The 18678-nt window shown below is 73.1% G+C and carries 15 protein-coding genes; 6 read left to right on the top strand and 9 right to left on the bottom strand.

The genetic code is table 11. The features are described from left to right. Positions 1 to 14 precede the first annotated feature (14 nt). Positions 15 to 515 carry a CAP family protein gene (locus AC156L_RS35520; RefSeq protein WP_330878598.1) on the bottom strand — a complete coding sequence of 167 codons (501 nt, stop codon included), beginning with the start codon at positions 513 to 515 and terminating at the stop codon, positions 15 to 17. A gap of 857 nt (positions 516 to 1372) precedes the next feature. Here AC156L_RS35520 and AC156L_RS35515 point away from each other — a divergent pair. After that, entirely contained in the window at positions 1373 to 1696 is a 324-nt protein-coding gene (locus tag AC156L_RS35515; RefSeq protein ID WP_330878599.1) for a hypothetical protein, read from the top strand. Here the strand turns inward: AC156L_RS35515 and AC156L_RS35510 are convergent. Genes AC156L_RS35510 through AC156L_RS35495 form a run of 4 tightly spaced genes read right to left on the bottom strand, consistent with a single transcriptional unit; the run spans position 1657 to position 6106 of the window. Further along, positions 1657 to 4074: a beta-glucosidase family protein gene (locus tag AC156L_RS35510; RefSeq protein WP_330878600.1), complete on the bottom strand. Its 2418-nt coding sequence runs from the start codon at positions 4072 to 4074 to the stop codon at positions 1657 to 1659. The genes AC156L_RS35515 and AC156L_RS35510 overlap by 40 nt on opposite strands. 42 nt (positions 4075 to 4116) lie before the next feature. Continuing rightward, complete coding sequence (locus AC156L_RS35505; RefSeq protein ID WP_330878601.1) at positions 4117 to 4767, bottom strand: TetR/AcrR family transcriptional regulator; 651 nt, start codon at positions 4765 to 4767, stop codon at positions 4117 to 4119. Then, the gene (locus tag AC156L_RS35500) at positions 4767 to 5780 is read right to left on the bottom strand and encodes an MBL fold metallo-hydrolase (RefSeq protein WP_330878602.1); all 1014 of its coding nucleotides are present in this window, start codon (positions 5778 to 5780) and stop codon (positions 4767 to 4769) included. The genes AC156L_RS35505 and AC156L_RS35500 overlap by 1 nt, the downstream gene beginning before the upstream one ends. A gap of 23 nt (positions 5781 to 5803) precedes the next feature. After that, the gene (locus AC156L_RS35495) at positions 5804 to 6106 is read right to left on the bottom strand and encodes a GNAT family N-acetyltransferase (RefSeq protein WP_330878603.1); all 303 of its coding nucleotides are present in this window, start codon (positions 6104 to 6106) and stop codon (positions 5804 to 5806) included. Between the two features lie 134 nt (positions 6107 to 6240). Between AC156L_RS35495 and AC156L_RS35490 the strand changes: the two genes are divergently transcribed. The 3 genes from AC156L_RS35490 (at position 6241) to AC156L_RS35480 (ending at position 9857) form a co-directional block, all read left to right on the top strand. Then, positions 6241 to 7290: an LLM class flavin-dependent oxidoreductase gene (locus AC156L_RS35490; protein WP_330878604.1), complete on the top strand. Its 1050-nt coding sequence runs from the start codon at positions 6241 to 6243 to the stop codon at positions 7288 to 7290. Between the two features lie 96 nt (positions 7291 to 7386). Further along, positions 7387 to 9570 carry a hypothetical protein gene (locus AC156L_RS35485; RefSeq protein ID WP_330878605.1) on the top strand — a complete coding sequence of 728 codons (2184 nt, stop codon included), beginning with the start codon at positions 7387 to 7389 and terminating at the stop codon, positions 9568 to 9570. Continuing rightward, complete coding sequence (locus AC156L_RS35480; protein WP_330878606.1) at positions 9567 to 9857, top strand: hypothetical protein; 291 nt, start codon at positions 9567 to 9569, stop codon at positions 9855 to 9857. The genes AC156L_RS35485 and AC156L_RS35480 overlap by 4 nt, the downstream gene beginning before the upstream one ends. A 90-nt stretch (positions 9858 to 9947) precedes the next feature. Here the strand turns inward: AC156L_RS35480 and AC156L_RS35475 are convergent, their stop codons facing one another. The 4 genes from AC156L_RS35475 to AC156L_RS35460 all read right to left on the bottom strand — a co-directional run bounded on the left by AC156L_RS35475 (position 9948) and on the right by AC156L_RS35460 (position 15072). Then, positions 9948 to 12008 carry a helicase gene (locus AC156L_RS35475; protein WP_484407652.1) on the bottom strand — a complete coding sequence of 687 codons (2061 nt, stop codon included), beginning with the start codon at positions 12006 to 12008 and terminating at the stop codon, positions 9948 to 9950. A gap of 165 nt (positions 12009 to 12173) precedes the next feature. After that, on the bottom strand, positions 12174 to 12992 hold the full coding sequence (locus AC156L_RS35470; protein WP_330878608.1) for an ABC transporter ATP-binding protein: 819 nt from the start codon (positions 12990 to 12992) through the stop codon (positions 12174 to 12176). Continuing rightward, entirely contained in the window at positions 12989 to 14041 is a 1053-nt protein-coding gene (locus AC156L_RS35465) for a FecCD family ABC transporter permease (protein ID WP_330878609.1), read from the bottom strand. Before AC156L_RS35465 ends, AC156L_RS35470 begins: the two co-directional genes overlap by 4 nt. Beyond that, a complete protein-coding gene (locus tag AC156L_RS35460) occupies positions 14038 to 15072 on the bottom strand; it encodes a FecCD family ABC transporter permease (protein ID WP_330878610.1) in 1035 nt (344 codons plus the stop codon). Before AC156L_RS35460 ends, AC156L_RS35465 begins: the two co-directional genes overlap by 4 nt. A gap of 101 nt (positions 15073 to 15173) precedes the next feature. On the opposite strand from AC156L_RS35460, the gene AC156L_RS35455 reads away from it, so the two are divergent. Together AC156L_RS35455 and AC156L_RS35450 are read left to right on the top strand one after the other, a co-directional pair. Then, entirely contained in the window at positions 15174 to 16865 is a 1692-nt protein-coding gene (locus tag AC156L_RS35455) for an ABC transporter ATP-binding protein (RefSeq protein ID WP_330878611.1), read from the top strand. A gap of 38 nt (positions 16866 to 16903) precedes the next feature. Next, entirely contained in the window at positions 16904 to 18658 is a 1755-nt protein-coding gene (locus AC156L_RS35450) for an ABC transporter ATP-binding protein (protein WP_484407661.1), read from the top strand. Positions 18659 to 18678: the final 20 nt, after the last annotated feature.

The raw sequence follows: 18678 nt of genomic DNA, 5'->3' as shown, positions 1-18678 counted from the left end.
CGTCCTCGTCCGTCCTACTGGCTCGGGGAGACGTTGGTCTGGTAGCCACCCGCCATGTTGCCGGGCGGGGAGAAGACCAGGGCGATGTAGGTCTCGTACCAATCTCCGCCCTTGCCGTACACGCGGCCGGCACCGACCTTGGTGCTGCCCTTCCAGACGAGCTGGGTGAAGTGGCCGGTCTTGGAGGAGTCGGTGGGGGCGGGCAGGGTGAAGTCGTAGTCCTTGATCTCGCCGTACCAGCTGCCGGTCGCGCCGGTGGCCGCTCCCACGGTGGGCGCGGAGGACGCCTGCCAGGACAGGTTCTCGCCCAGCCCGTCGCGCAGGCCGGCGTGTCCGTGGTTGAGGTAGGGCTCGGTGGAGACCGCCGCGGCGCGGGACTTGGCGTACTCGACCAACTCCGGGTCGAGCTGGACGGGCGGCGCGCCGTGCTTGGCGCGGTACTGGTTGACGCTCTCCAGGATGCTGTCGAGGAATTCCTGGTCGGTGTGGTCGGGGAACGCGGCTCTGGATCCCATGGCGGTGTTGTCCTCTCCTTCAGCGGTGCGGCCGTCGGGCGGCGATGCCGTCCGGGGAGCGGTGAGGTCGATGCCGGTCCGGGTGTTGACGAAGATCGTCGGCTCACCCACCGGCGGGCAACGGGTTCGGGCGGTCCTGGATCGCGAAGCCCTGGCCGGAGAGCGGCCCTGCCCAGACGGGTGGCGCGCCCCCGACGCGGGCCTGCACCAGGAACGGCACCGGAACCACACGACGCCGGGAAAACACGGTTCGACTTCCTTTCGGGTCGGTTCGAAACGGCAGGCGAAGACGGCGGAACGCGGTCGCGTCGCGCGGTGGTCGGCATCAGGCTTGCTTCTGTGAGGTCGACCACTGCGGTCGGCGCGTTACTCCCGAGAACTCGCTGGACGCACGCAGGACGGAGTTGTCCAATACCTCCCATCGCCCTGATCAATGGCGCGCTCGGCATCGCCAGCAGGCAAAACGGCCAACCGGACATGCCTTGACCACGCACGAACAACCAGGGCGCCGCCATCCAGTCCCGTCGACGTCGCCCGATCGGCGCTTTCCTGACAAATGTCGCGAAAATTGCGGATATCTAGATCGATGCACTCACTCCCACGCAGTCCGAATGGCTCAACTCTTTCCGAGTCGCGCATTTTCTGACACGGGGTTGGCGTTCTCCGGCGACGTTCCGAACCGCTCCCCGGTGGCCGGGACGACGCTCAAGCGGGCGGACCCGAGAGCCCGCGGCCGCCGTTCCGCGGCGCGCGGCTGTACGCGGAAGCCGGTGCCGTGCGGTTGCCGGACTTCTTCCCGATGGCGCTGGCGGACGAGCTCGGTCTGCGGCGCAGGCTGTTCTTCAACGCCGACGTGGGTGAGCCACCGGTCGTTCACCGGCGAGGTGTGGCGCAGCGGTCCCGCGAACGACGACGCGAACTCGGGCACGCCCAACCGCGAGGTCGAGACGTTCACCGCCGACGTCGCCGTCGCCACGATCCCGTTCCCAGCCCTGCGGCACGTCGCCGTCGAGCCCCTGATGTCCTCCCCCAAGCGGCGGGCGGTCATCGAACCGCGCTACGACTCGGCGACCGAGGTGCTGCTGGAGTTGGCCGCGGGCGTGGGACCCTGCTCTGAGCGCCGAACACGGGGCGCACCGGATCACACCTTCAGCGACGCGCTCAGCCTGGTGTCTCCGTAGTCGTGGCCGACCTCGACCGTGTAGCCGCCGGTCATCGTCACCCACGCCCCGTCCTCCCACGCCTCCACGGCGCGCCTCGGCAGCTCGACCACGGCCTCCGCGGTCTCCCCCGCCCCGGCCTCGACGGAGGCGAAGCCCGCCAGCCAGCGGGTCGGGCGGTCGGCTGCGGGCGCGTCCGGCACCAGGTACACCTGCACGACCTCCCGGCCGGACCGCGTCCCCGTGTTGCGCAGGAGGACCGTCACGGTGGCGAAGGCGTCCGACGGCGTGACGGTCACCGACGTGTACTCCCACGTCGTGTAGCCGAGCCCGGCGCCGAACCAGAACGCGGGCGCGACGGGGCGGCCCTCCCACGCCCGGTAGCCGATGAACAGGCCCTCCCGGTAGGCCAGGACGCCGTCCACGGGGTCGACGTCGAGGACGGGGCAGTCGTCCATGCGGGCTGGCCAGGTCGTGGGCAGGCGGCCCGCGGGTTCGGTGCGGCCGAAGAGGACGTCCGCCAGCGCGGCGCCCGCCTCCTGGCCGGGGAACCACGTGAGCAGCACGGCGGCCACCTCGTCGATCCACGGCATCTCCACCGGGGAGCCCGCGTTGACGACCACGACGGTGCGGGGGTTGACCGCGGCGACGGCGGCGACCATGTCGTCCTGCCTGCCGGGCAGCGCGAGGGAGCGGCGGTCGAAGCCCTCGGACTCGACCTCCTCGGTGGTGGCGACGACCACGACGGCGACCTGGGCCGCCGCCGCGGCCACGACGGCCCGCTGGATCAGCTCGTCGTCGGTGGGACCGGGTTCGGCGTGGCCGAGGGTGATGCCGACGACCGCGCCGATGCCCTTGCGGACCCAGGTCTTGTGCTTCAGCGTCACCAGGACCGGGCCCTCGACGACGGTCGCCACGCGCGTCTCCGGGTGCAGCAGGATGCCCGCCGCCGGGTCGTCGTCGTAGGCGACCTGCCTGTCGTCGTGGAGGACCTCGCCGTCGACGGTCAGGACGAACTCGCCGACACCGCCGACGCCGAAGCTGTGCTCGCCGAACACCAGCGGGCGGAACCAGGCGCTCAGTTCGACCGAGTCGAGCAGCGCGCCGTCGACGCCGTCCGGCATCTTGCCGGTCCAGCCCGTGACGGCGGCCTCCAGCAGCAGCCTGCCCAGCTCCGCGCCCGAGGCGTCGCGGAAGACGATCCGGAACCCCGCCTCGCCGGTCTCCGGGTCCGTCCACTCCGGACCGCGGGCGGGCGGGAGCTTGGTGCGCGGGTCGACGCCGGGTTCGTAGGTCAGCTCGACGCCCCGTGCGCGCAGACCGTCCAGCGGGGACACGACGTGCGGCGGGAACACGGTGACGCTGCCGCCGCCGAGGATGCGGGCCTCCTCGGCGGCCACGCCGATGAGCGCGACCGTCGGCGAGGCGAGGGGCAGGGTGCCGTCGTTGCGCAGCAGCACGAACGAGCGCTCGGCGACCTCCTTGGCCAGCGCGTCGCCGTCGACCACGGCCTCCGGCCGCACCGGCACGGCGGGCTCGACGCCCTCCAGCAGCCCGACGCGGCCCGCCAGGCGCAGGACGCGGCGGACCATCTCGTCCACGACGGACTCGGGGACCTCACCCGCGCGCACCGCGTCGACCAGCTTGGCGCCCCACGGGTTGCCGGGGCCGGGCATGGCGACGTCGAGGCCGCCCAGCGCGGTGCCGACGGTGGTCTTCGCGGCGGTCCAGTCCGACACGACGACGCCGTCGAACCCCCACTCCCCCTTGAGCAGACCGTTCTGGAGGGCGTCGTTCTCGGACATGGTGCGGCCGTTGACGCCGTTGTAGGCGCACATGACGGCCCACACGCCGGCGCGGTGCACGATCGCCTCGAACGGCGCCAGGTACACCTCGCGCAGGGTGCGGTCGTCGACGGCCGCGTCGAGGACGAACCTGGCGGTCTCGGAGTCGTTGGCCACGAAGTGCTTCACGGTCGCGCCGACGCCGCCGTCCTGCACGCCGAGGACGTAGCCGACGCCGATCTCCGCGGTCAGCAGCGGGTCCTCGGAGTAGCACTCGAAGTGCCTGCCGCCCAGCGGGGTGCGGTGCAGGTTCACGGTCGGCGCGAGCAGCAGGTGCGCGCCCTTGCGCCGGGCCTCCTGGGCCAGCAGGCGGCCGACGCGGCGGGCGAGGGCCGGGTCCCAGGTGGCGGCGAGCGCGGTCGGGCTGGGGAGCACGACGGCCGGGTCGTCGGGACCCCAGCCGGTGCCGCGGACGCCGATCGGCCCGTCCGACATGACCAGCGAGCCGAGGCCGATGGCGGGCACGGCGGGCAGCGACCACACGTCCTGGCCCGCCAGGAGGCTCACCTTGGTCTCCAGGTCCAGCGCGGCCAGGGCGGTCTCGATCGGGCTCACTTGTTCTCCTACCGAGCGGGCGGTCGGTTCGTTATCCGCACGTTACCCGCAGCAGGCGGCCAGCGGTACCGGTACCGCCGAGGCCAGCAGGGCCACCACCGGCTCGGGGTCGAGCGCGGTCGACCGGACGAGCCGGGTGGCGTAGTCGCGGAACGCGGCCACCATGTCCACCTCGTCCGGCCGCAGCAGCCACTGGAGCTGGAGGCCGTCCATCACCGCGACGACCTCGGTGGCCAGCAGGGCGCAGTCGACGCCGGGGCGCATCGCCGCGGCGCCCGCGAGCAGACCGGCCTCGACGGACGCCGTGACGCGCCCGTACCGGTCGGTGAACCAGGCCCTCGCCGGGTGGCCGTCGGTGACGCTCTCCCCGGACAGCGCGGTGTAGATCTGCACCAGGCCGCCGAGCCTGCGGTTGCGGTCGACCAGCCGGAGCAGGCTCACCAGCAGCCGGGGCCCGGTGCGGCCGTCCGGGTCGAGTTCGGCCAGCCACTCCCGGTCCAGCCGGTCGCGGGCCTCCAGCACGGCCGTCAGCAGGTGCCGCTTGGTCGGGAAGTGGTGCAGCAGCCCGGTCTGGCTGATGCCCACCTGTTCGGCGATCCCGGCCAGCGAGGCCCGGTGGTAGCCGTGGTCGGCGAAGACCACCATCGCCGCGTACAGGATCTGCTCACGGCGGGCGTCGCCCCGTGTCACCATCAGGCCAGCGTAGCGCTGTAGTGCCCGACTCCGTCCACAGTGGACGCGGTGAGCCGTCCGTCGCGCACCAGCACGTCGAGGTGCGCCGCCGTCTCGCCCACCGCCAGCACCTGGTTGAACAGGTTCAGCTCGTCGAACCTCCGCTGCCTGCCGGTCCAGCCGAGCCGGCGGGCGGTCTCGTGCGCGGTGGCCGTGCCGCCCGCGACCGACTCGACCGTGGCGTCCAGCCGGTCGGCGTGGTGCTGGAGCAGCTCGTCCACGCGGGCGTGGACGCTGCCGGTCACGGGGCCGTGCGCGGGCAGCAGCCGCAGGTCCGGGTACTCGCGCACCAGGCGGAGCGAGTCGAGGTAGTCGCCGAGCGGCAGCGCGGGGCGCGCGGGCTCGAAGCCGATCGACGGGGTGATGTGCGGCAGGACGTGGTCGCCCGCGAACAGCAGCGACGACTCCCGGTCGACGAACACCACGTGCCCGGCCGTGTGGCCCGGCGTCGGCACGGTCTCCAGCACCCGCTTCGACAGCTCGACCGGGGTCGCCCCGGTCAGCCACTCGTCCGGTGCCTCGTAGTCCGCGGACGCCCTGACCTCCATCGGCACGGCCAGCGCGGCCCACCGCTCGGCCAGGTCGGGAGCGCCCCAGCGGCGCAGGTTCCGCACCTGCCCCCCGGCCCGGCCCGAGATCACCCGTTCGATGGACGGCTGCTCGCCGAGCCCCAGCGCGACGTGCGTGCCGAACCGCCTCCGCAGCGCCACGGCCATCGTGTAGTGGTCGCGGTGCATGTGGGTGACGAGGAACCGGCGGACGTCGGCGAAGTCGTACCCGAGGGTGCCGAGCGAGACCTCCAGCAGGTCGGTGGCCTCGTCCAGCGCCCACCCGGCGTCGATCATCACGACGCCGTCCCCGTCGTCGATCGCGTACACGTTCACCGTGTGCAGGCCGTCGTTCGGCAGCGGCAGCGGGATCCGGAACACGCCCGGCGCCACCTCGAAGACACCCGGCTCCGTCCAGTCAGTCATGGTTACCGGACGGTAGCACGTGGTCAGAGGCCGAAGTGGGCCCTGCGCCCCTCGGGCACCAGGTCCAGGTACTCGGGGTGCTTCGCGATGTAGCCCTTCACGAACGGGCACTGCGGCAGCACGGCGACCCCCGCGCCGCGGGCGTCGTTCAGCACGTGCTTGACCAGCGTGGACGCGAGCCCCTTGCCCGCGAACGCGTCGTCGATCACGGTGTGCGTGAACATGATCGAGCCCTCGGAGCGCCGGTACTCGGCGTACCCGGCGAGCGCGCCGTCGTGCACGACCTCGTACCGGTGCAGTTGCACGTTGTCCACCACGGTCGCCATCGGTTGACCTCCACCTCGTCGCGGATACCTCGGAGCTGTACACGCGACCCGTCGGCGATCGGGTCGACGGTGTGACGGTGATCATCTCCACTGGCCGGTCCGCCCACCGTAGTCCGGCGGGGCAGGATGGCACGATGGACGTCTACCTGCTGATCCTCGGCGACCACCTGCCCGACCCGGTGACCGGGGTCGTCGTCAGCGAGGCCTCCCGGCTCCAGGCCGTCGTGGAGCAGGCCGTCGTGGCGGAGGGCGCGGGCTTCACCGGTGTCGCGATCGGCGAGCACCACTTCACCCGCTACATCGTGTCCGCGCCGGAGCTGCTGCTCGCCACGATCGCCGCCCGCACGACGACGCTGCGCCTGTCGACCGGCGTGACCCTGCTCGCGCACCGCGACCCGGTGCTCGTCGCCGAGGAGCTGGCGACGCTGGACGTGCTGTCGCTCGGCCGCGCGGAACTGGTCGTCGCGCGGGGCGTGTCGCCGCGCACGGACGCGGTGTTCGGCATCCAGTCCGACGAGCTGCGCGTCCGGTTCGACGAGAACCTGCGGCTGCTGCTGCGGCTGCTCGCGGAGCCGGACGTCACGTGGGAGGGCCGGTTCCGGCCGCCGTTGCAGGGCGTGACGACGACGCCGAGGCCGTTGCAGCGCCCGCACCCCCCGGTGTGGATCGGCAGCGGCTCCGCGGTGTCGGCGGACCTCGGTGCCGAACTCGGGATGCCGCTGATGCTGCCGAGCACGCTGCGCGACCCCGGCACGCACGTGCCGGTCGTGCGGCGGTACCGGGAAGCCATGGGGGACAACGGTCGCGTCGCGCTGCCGAGCCACGTGTTCGTCGCGCCGTCGTCGGCGGACGCCCGCCGCCGGTGGCGGCCCTACCTCGGCGGCTACGCGCGCTTCGCCGACCCGTGGCGCGGTGACGGCGACGTGGACGTGGACGCGCTGATGGAGGGCGCGGCCGTGTGCGGCGACCCCGGCGAGGTCGCCGACCGGCTCAACGAGCTGGCGGGTCTGCTGGGCCTCGACGCGCACCTCGTGATGGTGGACGTCGGCGGTCTGCCGCACGGCGAGGTCCTCGACGCCATCCGCCTGTTCGGAGCCGAGGTCCTCCCCCGTTTGCACCGCGCTGCTCCACCGGACGGAAGGACCAAAGACTCTGTGGCACAAGGCTTTCCGGGAGGAACATAGCGCGCGGAGCGTCCCTCGGCCGAGGAGGTTCGTCTCTGCCCTGCGTCACCTCCTCGTACCGGGACGCCGAACCTCCGTCCCGAGGAGCTGACGCAGATGACCGTGATGGAACCGAACGCCGCGTACGCGGGCCAGGAACTCCCGTACGACCTCCAGGTGGGCGCCGACGAAGCGGTCAGGGAACACCACCAGTCCCCGGTGGTGACGGCGGACCCGAGTGCCCCGTCATCGGCCGCCGGACTGGACGAACGACCTCCCGAACCGCACCTCACCGCCGACGAGGTGCTGCAGCGCATCGAATCCCGGACCCTCGAACCCGAGGCCGCCCCCACGCCGATCGTCCTGCCCACCAGGGCGGCCAGCGGCCGGTACCGCTCCCCCGCCCTCGGGTTCCAGCTGGAGATGCGCGTCGACATCGACGGCAGGCGCCCGCTGCGCAAGCTGAGCGGCGACTACTACAGCGTTTCCGGTGCCACGACGACGTACTTCGGCTCGTGGACGGTCGACGCCGTGACGATCACGTCGACCCCGACCCTGGTGACCGTCGTCGGCACCGCCCGCACCACGTGGACCACGACCTACACCGTCGCGAGGGTGACCATCCCGCGCGTCACCATCTTCCAGCCCGCGCCCGCCGCGACCATCCGCTGGTCGACCCCGACCGGGACGGCGGGCGCAACCTACGTGTGCGCGTGGGAGTCCGGCGCCTTCCGGACCGTCGAGCTGGAGCAGGACTGCGAGGCGGGCGTCACCGCCTTCACCTCGTACAACACGGGTTCGCTGCCCAGCGGCGGGCCCGCGCGCACGCTGAGCGTCGCGGGCGCGTACGCCGAGGCGGGCGTGCAGATGGTCGACACCGGCGCGACGAACGCGATCGCCACGTCGAGCAGCCACATCTGGACGAACGCGAGCCTGCACAACGCGATGGTCACCCACTTCTCGCGCTACCAGGAGCAGTCCCAGTTCAAGGTGTGGCTGCTGCACGCCATGCGGCACGAGCTCGGTGTCGGGCTTCGCGGCATCATGTTCGACCAGCAGGGACTCCAGCGCCAGGGGTGCGCCAGCTTCTACCAGGCCATCTCGGCGGGCACGGCCGCGAACCTGCGCGAGCAGCTGTACGTGCACACCCACGAGCTGGGCCACTGCTTCAACCTGTTCCACTCCTTCCACAAGACGTTCATGACGCCGCCGCTGCCGAACCGGCCCGGCAGCCTGTCGTGGATGAACTACCCGCAGAACTACGCCCCCGGCGGCGGAGCCCCCGGCGGTTCCGCGGCGTTCTGGGGCGCGTTCCCGTTCCAGTTCGACGACCTCGAACTCGCGCACGTGCGGCACGGCTTCCGCAACAACGTGATCATGGGCGGCAACCCGTTCGGCACGGGCGCGGCGCTGGAGGTCGACAACGGCTTCGCCGACCCGGTCGTGGACACCAGCGGGCTGGAGCTGCGGATCGCGGTCACCCCGGACCGGCCGGTGCTCGGCACGCCGGTGGTGCTGGAGATCAAGCTCGTCGTCGAGCGCAGGCAGCTCGTGCACGAGCGCCAGCAGCTGCACCCGAAGTACCGCTTCGTGCAGGTGGCGATCAGCAGGCCGCGCGGCGACGTGGTCGTGCACCAGCCGCCCGTCAGCCACTGCGCGCTGCCCGACCTCGTGGTGGCCGCGCACGGCGAGGTGCAGCCGATCAGCGCGTACATCGGCTACGACGCCGCGGTGGGGCAGGTCTTCGAGGACCCCGGCACCTACCGGATCCGCGCCTCCTACGTGGCGCCCGACGGTTCGCTGATCGTGTCGAACGCGACGTCGGTGCGGATCGCCGCCCCGCGCACCGAGCAGTCCGAGCAGGTCGCCGACCTGCTGCTCACCGACCAGGCGGGCATGGTGATGACGCTGCTCGGCTCCGACTCGCCGCACCTGGAGGAAGGCAGGCGGGCGCTGGAGGTCGTGTCGTCCGACCACCCCGACCACCCGGCCGCGCTCTACACCAAGCTGGCGATGGGCATCAACGCGTCGAGGCCGTACACCGAGGTGCTCGACAACGGCGAGGTGCGCGTGCGGGACCGCGACGTCGCACGGGGCGAGAACCTGCTGCGGCAGGTCGTCGACGCCTCGCGCGGCGACGAGGGCGTGGACGACCTCACGGTCTACCAGGCCCTGGCGTACCTGTCCGACGCCTACCTGGCCGAGGGCGACGACGGCCGGGCTCGGGCTCTGCGCGACGACGCGAGGCAGCTCGCCGAGTCCAAGAACGAGCCCGCGTCGGTGCTGAGGTCGTTGGGGTGACCGGGCAGGTCGAGGTCGAGCTCGGCACCGGGTTCAGCGACGACGCCGTCGTCGTGCTCCTGGACGGAGCGGAGGTGTGGCGGAGCGACGGGGTCACGACGAACTACTCGGTCGGACTGGCCGGCGTCGTGCGCCTGCCCGACGACGTGGCCGGGACGCTGGAGGTCCGCGTGCGGAACGAGGCGCGGAGCACGCGGATCGAACCCGGTGAGCACCGGCTGCGCGTCGACCTCGACCCCTCCGGGGCGCCGCGGTTGCGCGACGCCCCGGAAGGCCCGGTCTTCTAGCCGGGTCTCACGGGCGCGGCTCGGTCGCCGCGCCCGTGAGACCCTCGGCGGTCCGCCGCGCCCGCGGGCGCGGCGGCCGTCGGGCACCGCTCACCGCCGCGCGAGACCGCGCAGCGGTTCCGGCAGCGGCTCGGTGTGCAGCACGCCGAGCCGCTGCGTCGCGCGCGTGAGCGCCACGTACCGCTCCCCCGGTGTCATCCGGTGCGGCTCCACCACCAGGACCGTGTCGAACTCCAGCCCCTTCGCCTCGCGCGGCGTGATCACCGGGCCGTCCAGCTCGACGTCCTCCGGCGCGATCACGGTGACCGTGCCCTCGTGCGGCTCGGCGAGAGCGCGGGCCACCGCGGCGGGCAGGTCGTCGACGAGTTCGGCCCAGGGCGCGATGCCGTTGTGCCGCACGGACTTCGGCGGGATCGCGCTCGGGTCGACCTCGGCCAGCGCGGCCGTGGCGACGTCCATGATCTCGGCGGGCGTGCGGTAGTTGACCGCCAGCCCGCGGTAGACCCAGCGGTCGGCGGCGTACCGGTCCAGCGCCTCCGACCAGCTCCGCGCGCCCGCGGCGGACTGCCGCTGCGACAGGTCGCCGACGATCGTGAAGGACTTGCTGGGGCAGCGCCGGAACAGCAGGCGCCAGTCCATTTCGGACAGTTCCTGCGCCTCGTCGACGACGACGTGCCCGTAGGTCCACTCGCGATCGGCCGCGGCGCGCTCGGCGAGGTAGCGGTGGTCGCGCTCGGTGTGCCGCCGCGCCAGGTGCTCGGCGTCGATGAGGTCGACCGCGCGCAGCAGGTCCGGGTCCATCGTCGGGTCGGTGTCCAGGATCTCCAGCACGCCCTTGGCGTACTCCTCCTCGGCCTTCTCCTCCTTGGGCTGCAACGGCTTCTCACCCAGCAGCTCGGCGGCCTCGTCCAGCAGCGGCACGTCCGACACCGTCCACGCCCTGCCGATCTCGCGGTGCAGCTCCGGCACGCCCAGCTCCGCGCAGCGCTCGGCCGACTCGTAGAACTCGGCCAGCAGGCGGCGCGGGGTGAGCGCGGGCCACAGCACGTCGACCGCGGCGCGCAGGTCGCGGTGGGCGAACAGCTCCCGCCGCACGTCGCGCCGGACGGCGTCCCACGGCTCGTCGATGGCGGCCAGCGCCACCTCCAGCAGGACGTCCACCAGCGCCTCGTGGAACACCGCCCTGGTGTGGTTGTGCAGCATCCCCGCCGCGCGGGCCGTCGCGCGCGCCTTGGCCGTCAGCTCCGCGTCCAGGTCGACGACGGCGTGCTCCAGCTCGATCGGGATCGGCTCGTCCGGCAGCTCCTGCCGCTGCGCCACGGCCGCGGCCAGCACCTCCAGGACGTCCAAGCTGCCCTTGATCCGCTGGATCTCGGGCACGTCCTCGCGCACGGTCCGCAGCTTCGGCATCAGGTCGCCGGGCGAGGCGAACACCACGTCGGTCTCGCCGAGCGACGGCAGGACGTTGCCGATGTAGCTCAGGAACCCCGAGTTGGGGCCGACGATCAGCACGCCGCGCTTGGCGAGCCGGTCGCGCTGGGTGTAGAGCAGGTACGCGACGCGGTGCAGCGCGACGGCGGTCTTCCCGGTGCCGGGGCCGCCCTCGACCACCAGCACGCCGGGGTGGTCGAGCCGGATGATCTCGTCCTGCTCGGCCTGGATCGTCGCGACGATGTCGCGCATGACCTCCGCGCGCGGCGCGTCCAGCGCGGCGTTCAGCGCGACGCCGTCCAGTGCCAGCTCGTCGTCGTGGAAGTCGTGCAGCCGCCGACCGCGCGTGTGGAAGTGCCGCCTCCTGGTCAGGCCTTCCGGCGCGGCGGCCGTGGCCACGTAGAACGGCCGTGCGGCGGGAGCGCGCCAGTCGGTGAGCAGCGGCTCGTACTCGTCGCCCTCGTCGAACAACCCGATCCGGCCGATGTAGGTGCGACCGCCGTCGGCGTGGTCGGTCCGACCGAAGCACAGCCCGTCGTCGGCGATGCGCAGCCTGCTGAGCTGGTCGGACAGCGTCCGCACGGCGACCTCGCGCCCCCAGCGCTGGGCGGTCGTGTCGGAGAGCGCCTCCTCCAGCGCACGCAGGGCGACGGCCCTCTGCGCGTCCAGCTTCTCGTACAGGAATGCGACGCGTTCGCGTTCCGCGAGCAATTCCTCCATGTGCCGCCCGATCCTTCCGTGCTACAATGAATGCATAAGTCGACGGATTTCAAAAATGAGCCGACTTTCTATTCTCTCCCCTTTGTCAAGCGAGCACGGGCATCGTGAGAACGCCGCGCCCGGCGGTGGCGGGGGCAGGTCAGCGCGGTCGTGGGGCGGTGCCCGTCACAGGGCGGTCAGGGATTCGGCCACCGGTACGCGCTGGCGCTTGAGCGGCACGATCAGCGGTGTCCCGGTCTCCGGGTCGGGCACGACCCGGCACGGCAGGCCGAACACGTCCTCCACCAGGTCGGCCGTGACGATCTCGGACGGGTCGCCCTGCGCCACGATCCCCTCGCCCGGCTTCATGGCGATCAGGTGGGTCGCGTAGCGGCACGCCTGGTTGAGGTCGTGCAGCACCGCCACGAGCGTGTGGCCGTTCTCCTCGTGCAGGTCGGCGCACAGGTCGAGCACCTCGATCTGGTGCGCGATGTCGAGGAACGTCGTCGGCTCGTCCAGCAGCAGGATCGCGGTCTCCTGCGCCAGCACCATCGCGAGCCACACCCGCTGCCGCTGGCCGCCGGACAGCTCGTCGAGCATCCGGCCGGCCAGGTCGAGCACGTTGGTCAGCCGCATCGCCTCGGTGACCACCTCCTCGTCCCGCACCGACCACTGCTTGAGCAGCCGCTGGTGCGGGTACCGGCCACGCGCGACCAGTTCGCCGACGGTGATGCCGCCGGGCGCGATGGACGTCTGCGGCAGCAGGCCGAGCCTGCGCGCGACCTCCTTGGACCGGTAGGTCGTGATGACCTCGCCGTCGAGGTACACCGCGCCCGAGGTCGGCTTCAGCATCCGCGCCAACGCCTTCAGCAGCGTCGACTTGCCGCACGCGTTCGGGCCGACGATGACCGTGAACGACCCGTCGGGGATGACGACGCCGAGCCCCTCGGCGACCGTGCGCTCGTCGTAGGCGAGCGTCAGGCCCTCCGCACGCAGTCGCGTCATCGTGCGATCCCCCTTCGCCATTCGTGCGCCAGCAGCCAGATCAGGTAGAGCCCGCCGATGGCTCCGGTCGCGATGCCGACCGGGAGCTGGGCGGGGGAGAAGAGGCGCTGCACCGCGAGGTCGCCCGCGACGAGCAGCAGCGCGCCCATGAGCGCCGCCGGGACGAGCCCGGCGCCCGCGGACCCGGTGAGCCTGCGGGCGAGCTGCGGCGCGGCCAGCGCGAGGAACGACACGGGCCCGGCGGCGGCGGTCGCCACGGCGGCCAGCCCGACGCTGATCGCGATCAGCGCGAACCGGGTGCGCTCGGCGTCGACGCCCAGGCCGCGCGCGGTGGCGTCGCCCATCTCCAGCAGCGCCAGCCGCCGCCCGAAGTACAGGGCGAGCGGCAGCAGCACGGCGACGGCGGAGCCGACCACCCGCACGTGGTCCCAGCCGCGGCCGTTGAGCCCGCCGACCTGCCACGCCTGGGCGGCGATGGCGTCCGACAGCGACGCGCGGGTGATCAGGTACTGGTTGAGCGACAGCATGATGAAGCTGACCCCGATGCCGATGAGGATCAGCCGGAAGCCCTGGACGCCCTGCTTGAACGCCAGCAGGTAGACGACGACCGACGTGGCCACGCCGCCGACCAGCGCGCCCGCGCCGACCTCGGCCATGCCGCCGTCGACCAGGACGATCACCAGGATCGCGCCGGTCGCCGACCCCTGGACGAACCCGAGGATGTCCGGGCTCGCGAGGGGGTTGCCGGACAGGCCTTGCAGGATCCCGCCGCTGACCGCGAGCGCGATCCCGACCAGGATCCCGGTCAGCAGCCGGGGCAGCCGCAGCGTGAGGACGATGAAGTCCGACGCGCCGTCGCCCCGGCCGATCAGGGAGTTCGCCACCTCCGCGACGGTCAGCTCGAAGTCGCCGCTGGTGAGCGTCACCAGTCCGACGCCGATGACGGCGAGGAGCAGGGCGAGGCTCACCAGGACGGTGCGGTCGGCGAACCGGAACGAGACGTGCCTGGTCCGGACGACCCTGCCGCGCACCTTCACGGGCGCGCTCACAGGTGGGCCAGCTTGCGGCGACGGCACAGGGCGATGAACACCGGGGCGCCGAGGAACGCGGTGACGATGCCCACCTGGAGTTCGGCGGGCGCGATGACGACGCGGCCGACGACGTCCGCGCCGATCAGCAGGATGGGCGCCAGCACGATCGAGTACGGCAGCACCCACCGCTGGTCGGACCCGGCGATCATCCTGGCCACGTGCGGGATGGTGAGCCCGATGAACGCGATGGGGCCCGCGGCGGCCGTGGCCGCGCCGCACAGCAGGGTGACCGCGAGCGCGCCGAGCGCGCGGGTGCGGCCGAGGTTCGCGCCCAGCGCCTTGCCGGTGTGGTCGCCGAGCGCCAGCACGTTGAGGGACCTGGCGAGGCCGAGCGCGAGCCCGACGCCGACCAGGATGAACGGGGCGACCTGCGTGACGGCGTCCATCTTGCGGCCCGCCAGCGCGCCGACGTTCCAGAAGCGGAAGGAGTTGAACGCCTCGGCGTCGAGCACCAGCACGGCGGAGACGAACGCCACCAGGACGGCGGTGATCGCCGCGCCCGCCAGCACGAGCCGTTCCGGCGTCGCGGCGGAGCGGCCGGACGAGCCGAGCACGTAGACGACGACCGAGGCCGCGGCGGCACCCGCGAAGGCGAACCAGATGTAGCCGGTGACGCTCGTGACGCCGGTGAACGCGATGGCGACCACGACGGCGGCCGACGCGCCCATCTCGACGCCGAGCAGGCCGGGGTCGGCGAGCGGGTTGCGGGTCAGCGCCTGCATCAGCGCGCCCGCCAGGCCGAGGGCCCCGCCGACGAGCAGCCCCATCAGTCCGCGGGGGACGCGCAGGTCGTGGATGATGACGGCCTCGTCGGAGCCGTCGTCGTGCAGCAGCACCTGCCAGGTCTCGGCGAACGGGATGTCGCGCGTGCCGACCCACAGGCTCAGGACGAAGACGAACACCAGCACGCCGACGGCGACGAGCAGTCCCGCCGCGCGAGCCACGTGGCTGGTGCCACCTCGTGGCCGGACCTGCTCCGCGGTGCCCACCGCACCTCCCCTGTGTCGAGGCCGACCTCCTGGCCACCCGCCAGATTAGCGTAGCCTTACCTACCGTCCCGTTCGGCCGTCCGAATGCATGAGGTGGGGTAGTGCGCGCCGGAGAACCTACGGGTCGCGACGTCCTGAAGTCCGCGATCAAGGGCCAGTGGCGCAACGTCACCGCGGCGTCGGTGGCCGGAGCGGGCCACCAGGCGGGTGAGGCGCTCGTGCCGGTGATCATCGGCGTGGTGATCGACCGCGCGGTGTCGACCGGCGCCACCGCCGAGCTGGTGTGGTGGCTGGTGGCGCTCGGTGTGGTGTTCGCGGTGCTGTCGTTCAGCTTCCGCGTCAGCCTGCACGCCGGGGAACTCGCCTCCGAGCAGGCCGCGCACGCACTGCGCCTGCGGGTGACCGAGCGGGTGCTCGACCACCGCGGCGGCGCCGAGACCGGGAGGCTCGCGGGCGGGCTGGTCACCATCGCGACCAGCGACGCGCTGCGGGTCGGCCACGTGAACCGCGCGCTGCCCACGGCCGTCGCGGCGGGCACCGGCCTGCTGGTCGGCGCGGTCGCGCTGCTGCGGGTCTCCCTGGTCCTGGGCCTGGTCGTGCTGATCGCCACGCCCGTGCTCCTGGGTCTCGCGCACCTGCTCGGCAAGCCCCTGGAGCGGCGCAGCGAAGCCGAGCAGGAACGGGCCGCGAACGCGTCCGGCATCGCTGCCGACCTGGTCGCGGGCCTGCGGGCGCTCAAGGGCATCGGCGCCGAGCGCGCCGCCGTCGACCGCTACCGCGGCACCAGCCAGGGCTCGAAGAGCGCGGCGATCCGCTCGGCCACCGCGCAGGCGTGGCTGGACGGCTCGATGCTCGCGGTCACCGGGCTGCTGCTGGCGCTGATCGCGCTGGTCGGCGGCACGCTCGCCGCCAACGGCTCCATCACGGTCGGCGAGCTGGTCGCCGCCGTCGGCCTCGCCCAGTTCCTGCTGTGGCCGCTGAACGTCATCTCGTGGGTCAACGGCGCGCTGGCGATGGGTCGGGCCTCGGCCGACCGGATCGCCTCGGTGCTGTCCGCGCCCTCCGCCCTGGGGGCCGGGTCCGCCGACGTGGCCACGCCGGTCGCGGGCGGCGTCCGGCTGCGCGGCCTCACGCACGGCACGCTGCGCGGTGTCGACCTGGACATCGCGCCGGGTGAGCTGGTCGGCGTCGTGGCGGCCGACCCGGCCGACGCCACGGCGCTGCTGCACTGCCTGGGCCGCGAGGTCGACCCGGTGTCGGGGTCGGTGGAGCTGGACGGCGTCCCGCTGTCCACGGTGGACCCGGCGAACGCGAGGGCGGCGATCCTCGTGGCCGCCCACGAGGCGGACCTGTTCTCCGACAGCGTGGTGGACAACATCCGCGCCGTGACGGCCCGGCAGGCCGACGTCGAGCTGGCGATGACCGCCGCGGCCGTGGACGACGTCGTCGAGGCGCTGCCGCAGGGCGCGGACACGGTCGTGGCCGAGCGCGGCAGGTCGCTGTCCGGCGGGCAGCGCCAGCGGGTCGCCCTGGCCCGCGCGCTGGCCGCCGCTCCCCCGGTGCTGGTGGTGCACGACCCGACGACCGCGATCGACGCGGTCACGGAGATGGCGCTGGCGCGGGGGATCCGCGAGGTGCGGCTCGGCCGCACCACCATCGTCGTGACGACCAGCCCGGCGCTGCTCGCCGTCGCGGACCGGGTCGTCGTGCTGACCGGCGGCGAGCTGACCGCCGAGGGCACGCACGCGTCCCTCGTGGCGCACGCCGACTACCGCGCCGCGGTGCTGTCGTGACCCCTCCCACCGGACCCGAGACCGAGGCGGCACCCCGCATGGACGACCGCGAACTCCTGCCCACCGCGAGCGCCGCGCGGACGTGGGCCGCCGTGCGGGCCCTGCTGCGCGAACGCCGCCTGCTCGCCGCCGCCACGATCACCGTGCTGCTCGCGGGCACAGGCGTGGGCCTGGCCACCGCGCCGCTGCTGGGCGACATCGTCGACCTGGTCGCCACCCGGCAGCCGTCGACCGCGATCACCGCGCCCGTCGTGCTGCTGGCGCTGGTCGCCGTCGCCCAGGGCGTCGCGACCGCGGTCGGCGCGGCGCTGATCTCCCGCCTCGGGGAGGGGATGCTGGCCCAGTTGCGCGAGCGGTTCATCGACCGCGCGCTGAACCTGCCGCTGGAGCAGGTCGAGCGGGCCGGGTCGGGCGACCTGACGGCGCGGGTGACCGGTGACGTCACGAAGATCGCCGAGGCCGTGCGGCAGGCGCTGCCGCTGATGGCGCGGTCGGCGCTGACGATCGTGCTGACGCTGGGCGCGCTGGCCGTGCTGGACTGGCGGTTCGCGCTGGCGGTGCTCGTCGCCGCGCCCGTGCAGGTCCTCACGCTGCGCTGGTACGGCCGCGGCGCCAGGACCATGTACGGCGCCGAGCGGATCGCGATCGGCGAGCAGCAGCAACAGCTCCTGGAGACCATCGGCGGCTCGTCGACCGTGCGCGCCTTCGGGTTGGCCGACGACCACGTGCGGCGGGTGACCGAGCGGTCGAGCCACGCGGTCGGGATGACCATGCGGTGCATCAGGCTGCTGGGCGGGTTCTTCAGCAGGCTCAACCTGGCCGAGTACGTCGGCCTGTCGGCGCTGCTGGTCACCGGTTTCTTCCTGGTGGGCAACGGCTCCGCGACCATCGGCACCGCCACGGCCGCCGCGCTGTACTTCCACAGCCTGTTCAACCCCATCAACGCGGCCCTGTCGCTCGCCGACGACGCCCAGTCCGCCGCCGCCAGCCTGTCGCGGCTCGTCGGCGTGGCCGACCGGCCCGAGGTGGCGCCGGACGACACCGGCGAGGCGCTGACCGACACGACCGTCAAGGTCTCCTCCGTCAGCCACGCCTACGAGACCGGCCACGAGGTGCTGGTGGACGTCTCGGTCGACGTGGCGCCCGGTGAACGGGTCGCGCTCGTCGGCGCGAGCGGCGCGGGCAAGACCACCCTGGCCAAGCTGATCGCGGGCGTGCACCAGCCGACGCGCGGCACGATCACGTTCGGCGGCACCGACATCGTCGACCTCGGTCCGGCCACGACCCGGCGGGCCATCGCGCTCATCACGCAGGAGGTCCACGTCTTCTCCGGTCCCCTCAGCGACGACCTGCGCCTGGCCAAGCCCACCGCCACCGACGCCGAGGTGGACGCCGCGCTGGACCGCGTCGGCGCGCTCGCGTGGGCGCGGGCGCTGCCCGACGGCCTGGCCACCGTCGTCGGCGAGGGCGGCCACCGCCTCACCCCCGCCCAGCGCCAGCAGCTCGCCCTGGCCCGCCTGGTGCTGGCCGACCCCGAGGTCGCCGTGCTCGACGAGGCGACCGCCGAGGCGGGCAGCGCCGGCGCGCGCGTGCTCGAACGCGCCATCGACCAGGCGTCGGCCGGCCGTACGACCCTCGTCGTCGCCCACCGCCTCACCCAGGCCGCGTCGGCGGACCGGATCGTGGTCATGGACGGCGGCCGCGTCGTCGAGACCGGCACCCACGCCGAGCTCCTGACCGCGGGCGGCCGCTACGCGGCGTTGTGGCGCGCCTGGTCGGACGGGCGGTCCTGAGAGGGTCGCGCCGATGGCGA

It is taken from the genome of Umezawaea sp. (assembly GCF_057122925.1).
This window is presented reverse-complemented; position numbering and strand designations above follow the sequence as displayed.

Bases quoted from the DNA above. Each gene is read 5' to 3' on its own strand.
- AC156L_RS35520 (WP_330878598.1), bottom strand. From the start codon at position 515: ATGGGATCCAGAGCCGCGTTCCCCGACCACACCGACCAGGAATTCCTC.
- AC156L_RS35505 (WP_330878601.1), bottom strand. From the start codon at position 4,767: ATGGTGACACGGGGCGACGCCCGCCGTGAGCAGATCCTGTACGCGGCG.
- AC156L_RS35500 (WP_330878602.1), bottom strand. From the start codon at position 5,780: ATGACTGACTGGACGGAGCCGGGTGTCTTCGAGGTGGCGCCGGGCGTG.
- AC156L_RS35495 (WP_330878603.1), bottom strand. From the start codon at position 6,106: ATGGCGACCGTGGTGGACAACGTGCAACTGCACCGGTACGAGGTCGTG.
- AC156L_RS35490 (WP_330878604.1), top strand. From the start codon at position 6,241: ATGGACGTCTACCTGCTGATCCTCGGCGACCACCTGCCCGACCCGGTG.
- AC156L_RS35485 (WP_330878605.1), top strand. From the start codon at position 7,387: ATGACCGTGATGGAACCGAACGCCGCGTACGCGGGCCAGGAACTCCCG.
- AC156L_RS35475 (WP_484407652.1), bottom strand. From the start codon at position 12,008: ATGGAGGAATTGCTCGCGGAACGCGAACGCGTCGCATTCCTGTACGAG.
- AC156L_RS35470 (WP_330878608.1), bottom strand. From the start codon at position 12,992: ATGACGCGACTGCGTGCGGAGGGCCTGACGCTCGCCTACGACGAGCGC.
- AC156L_RS35450 (WP_484407661.1), top strand. From the start codon at position 16,904: ATGGACGACCGCGAACTCCTGCCCACCGCGAGCGCCGCGCGGACGTGG.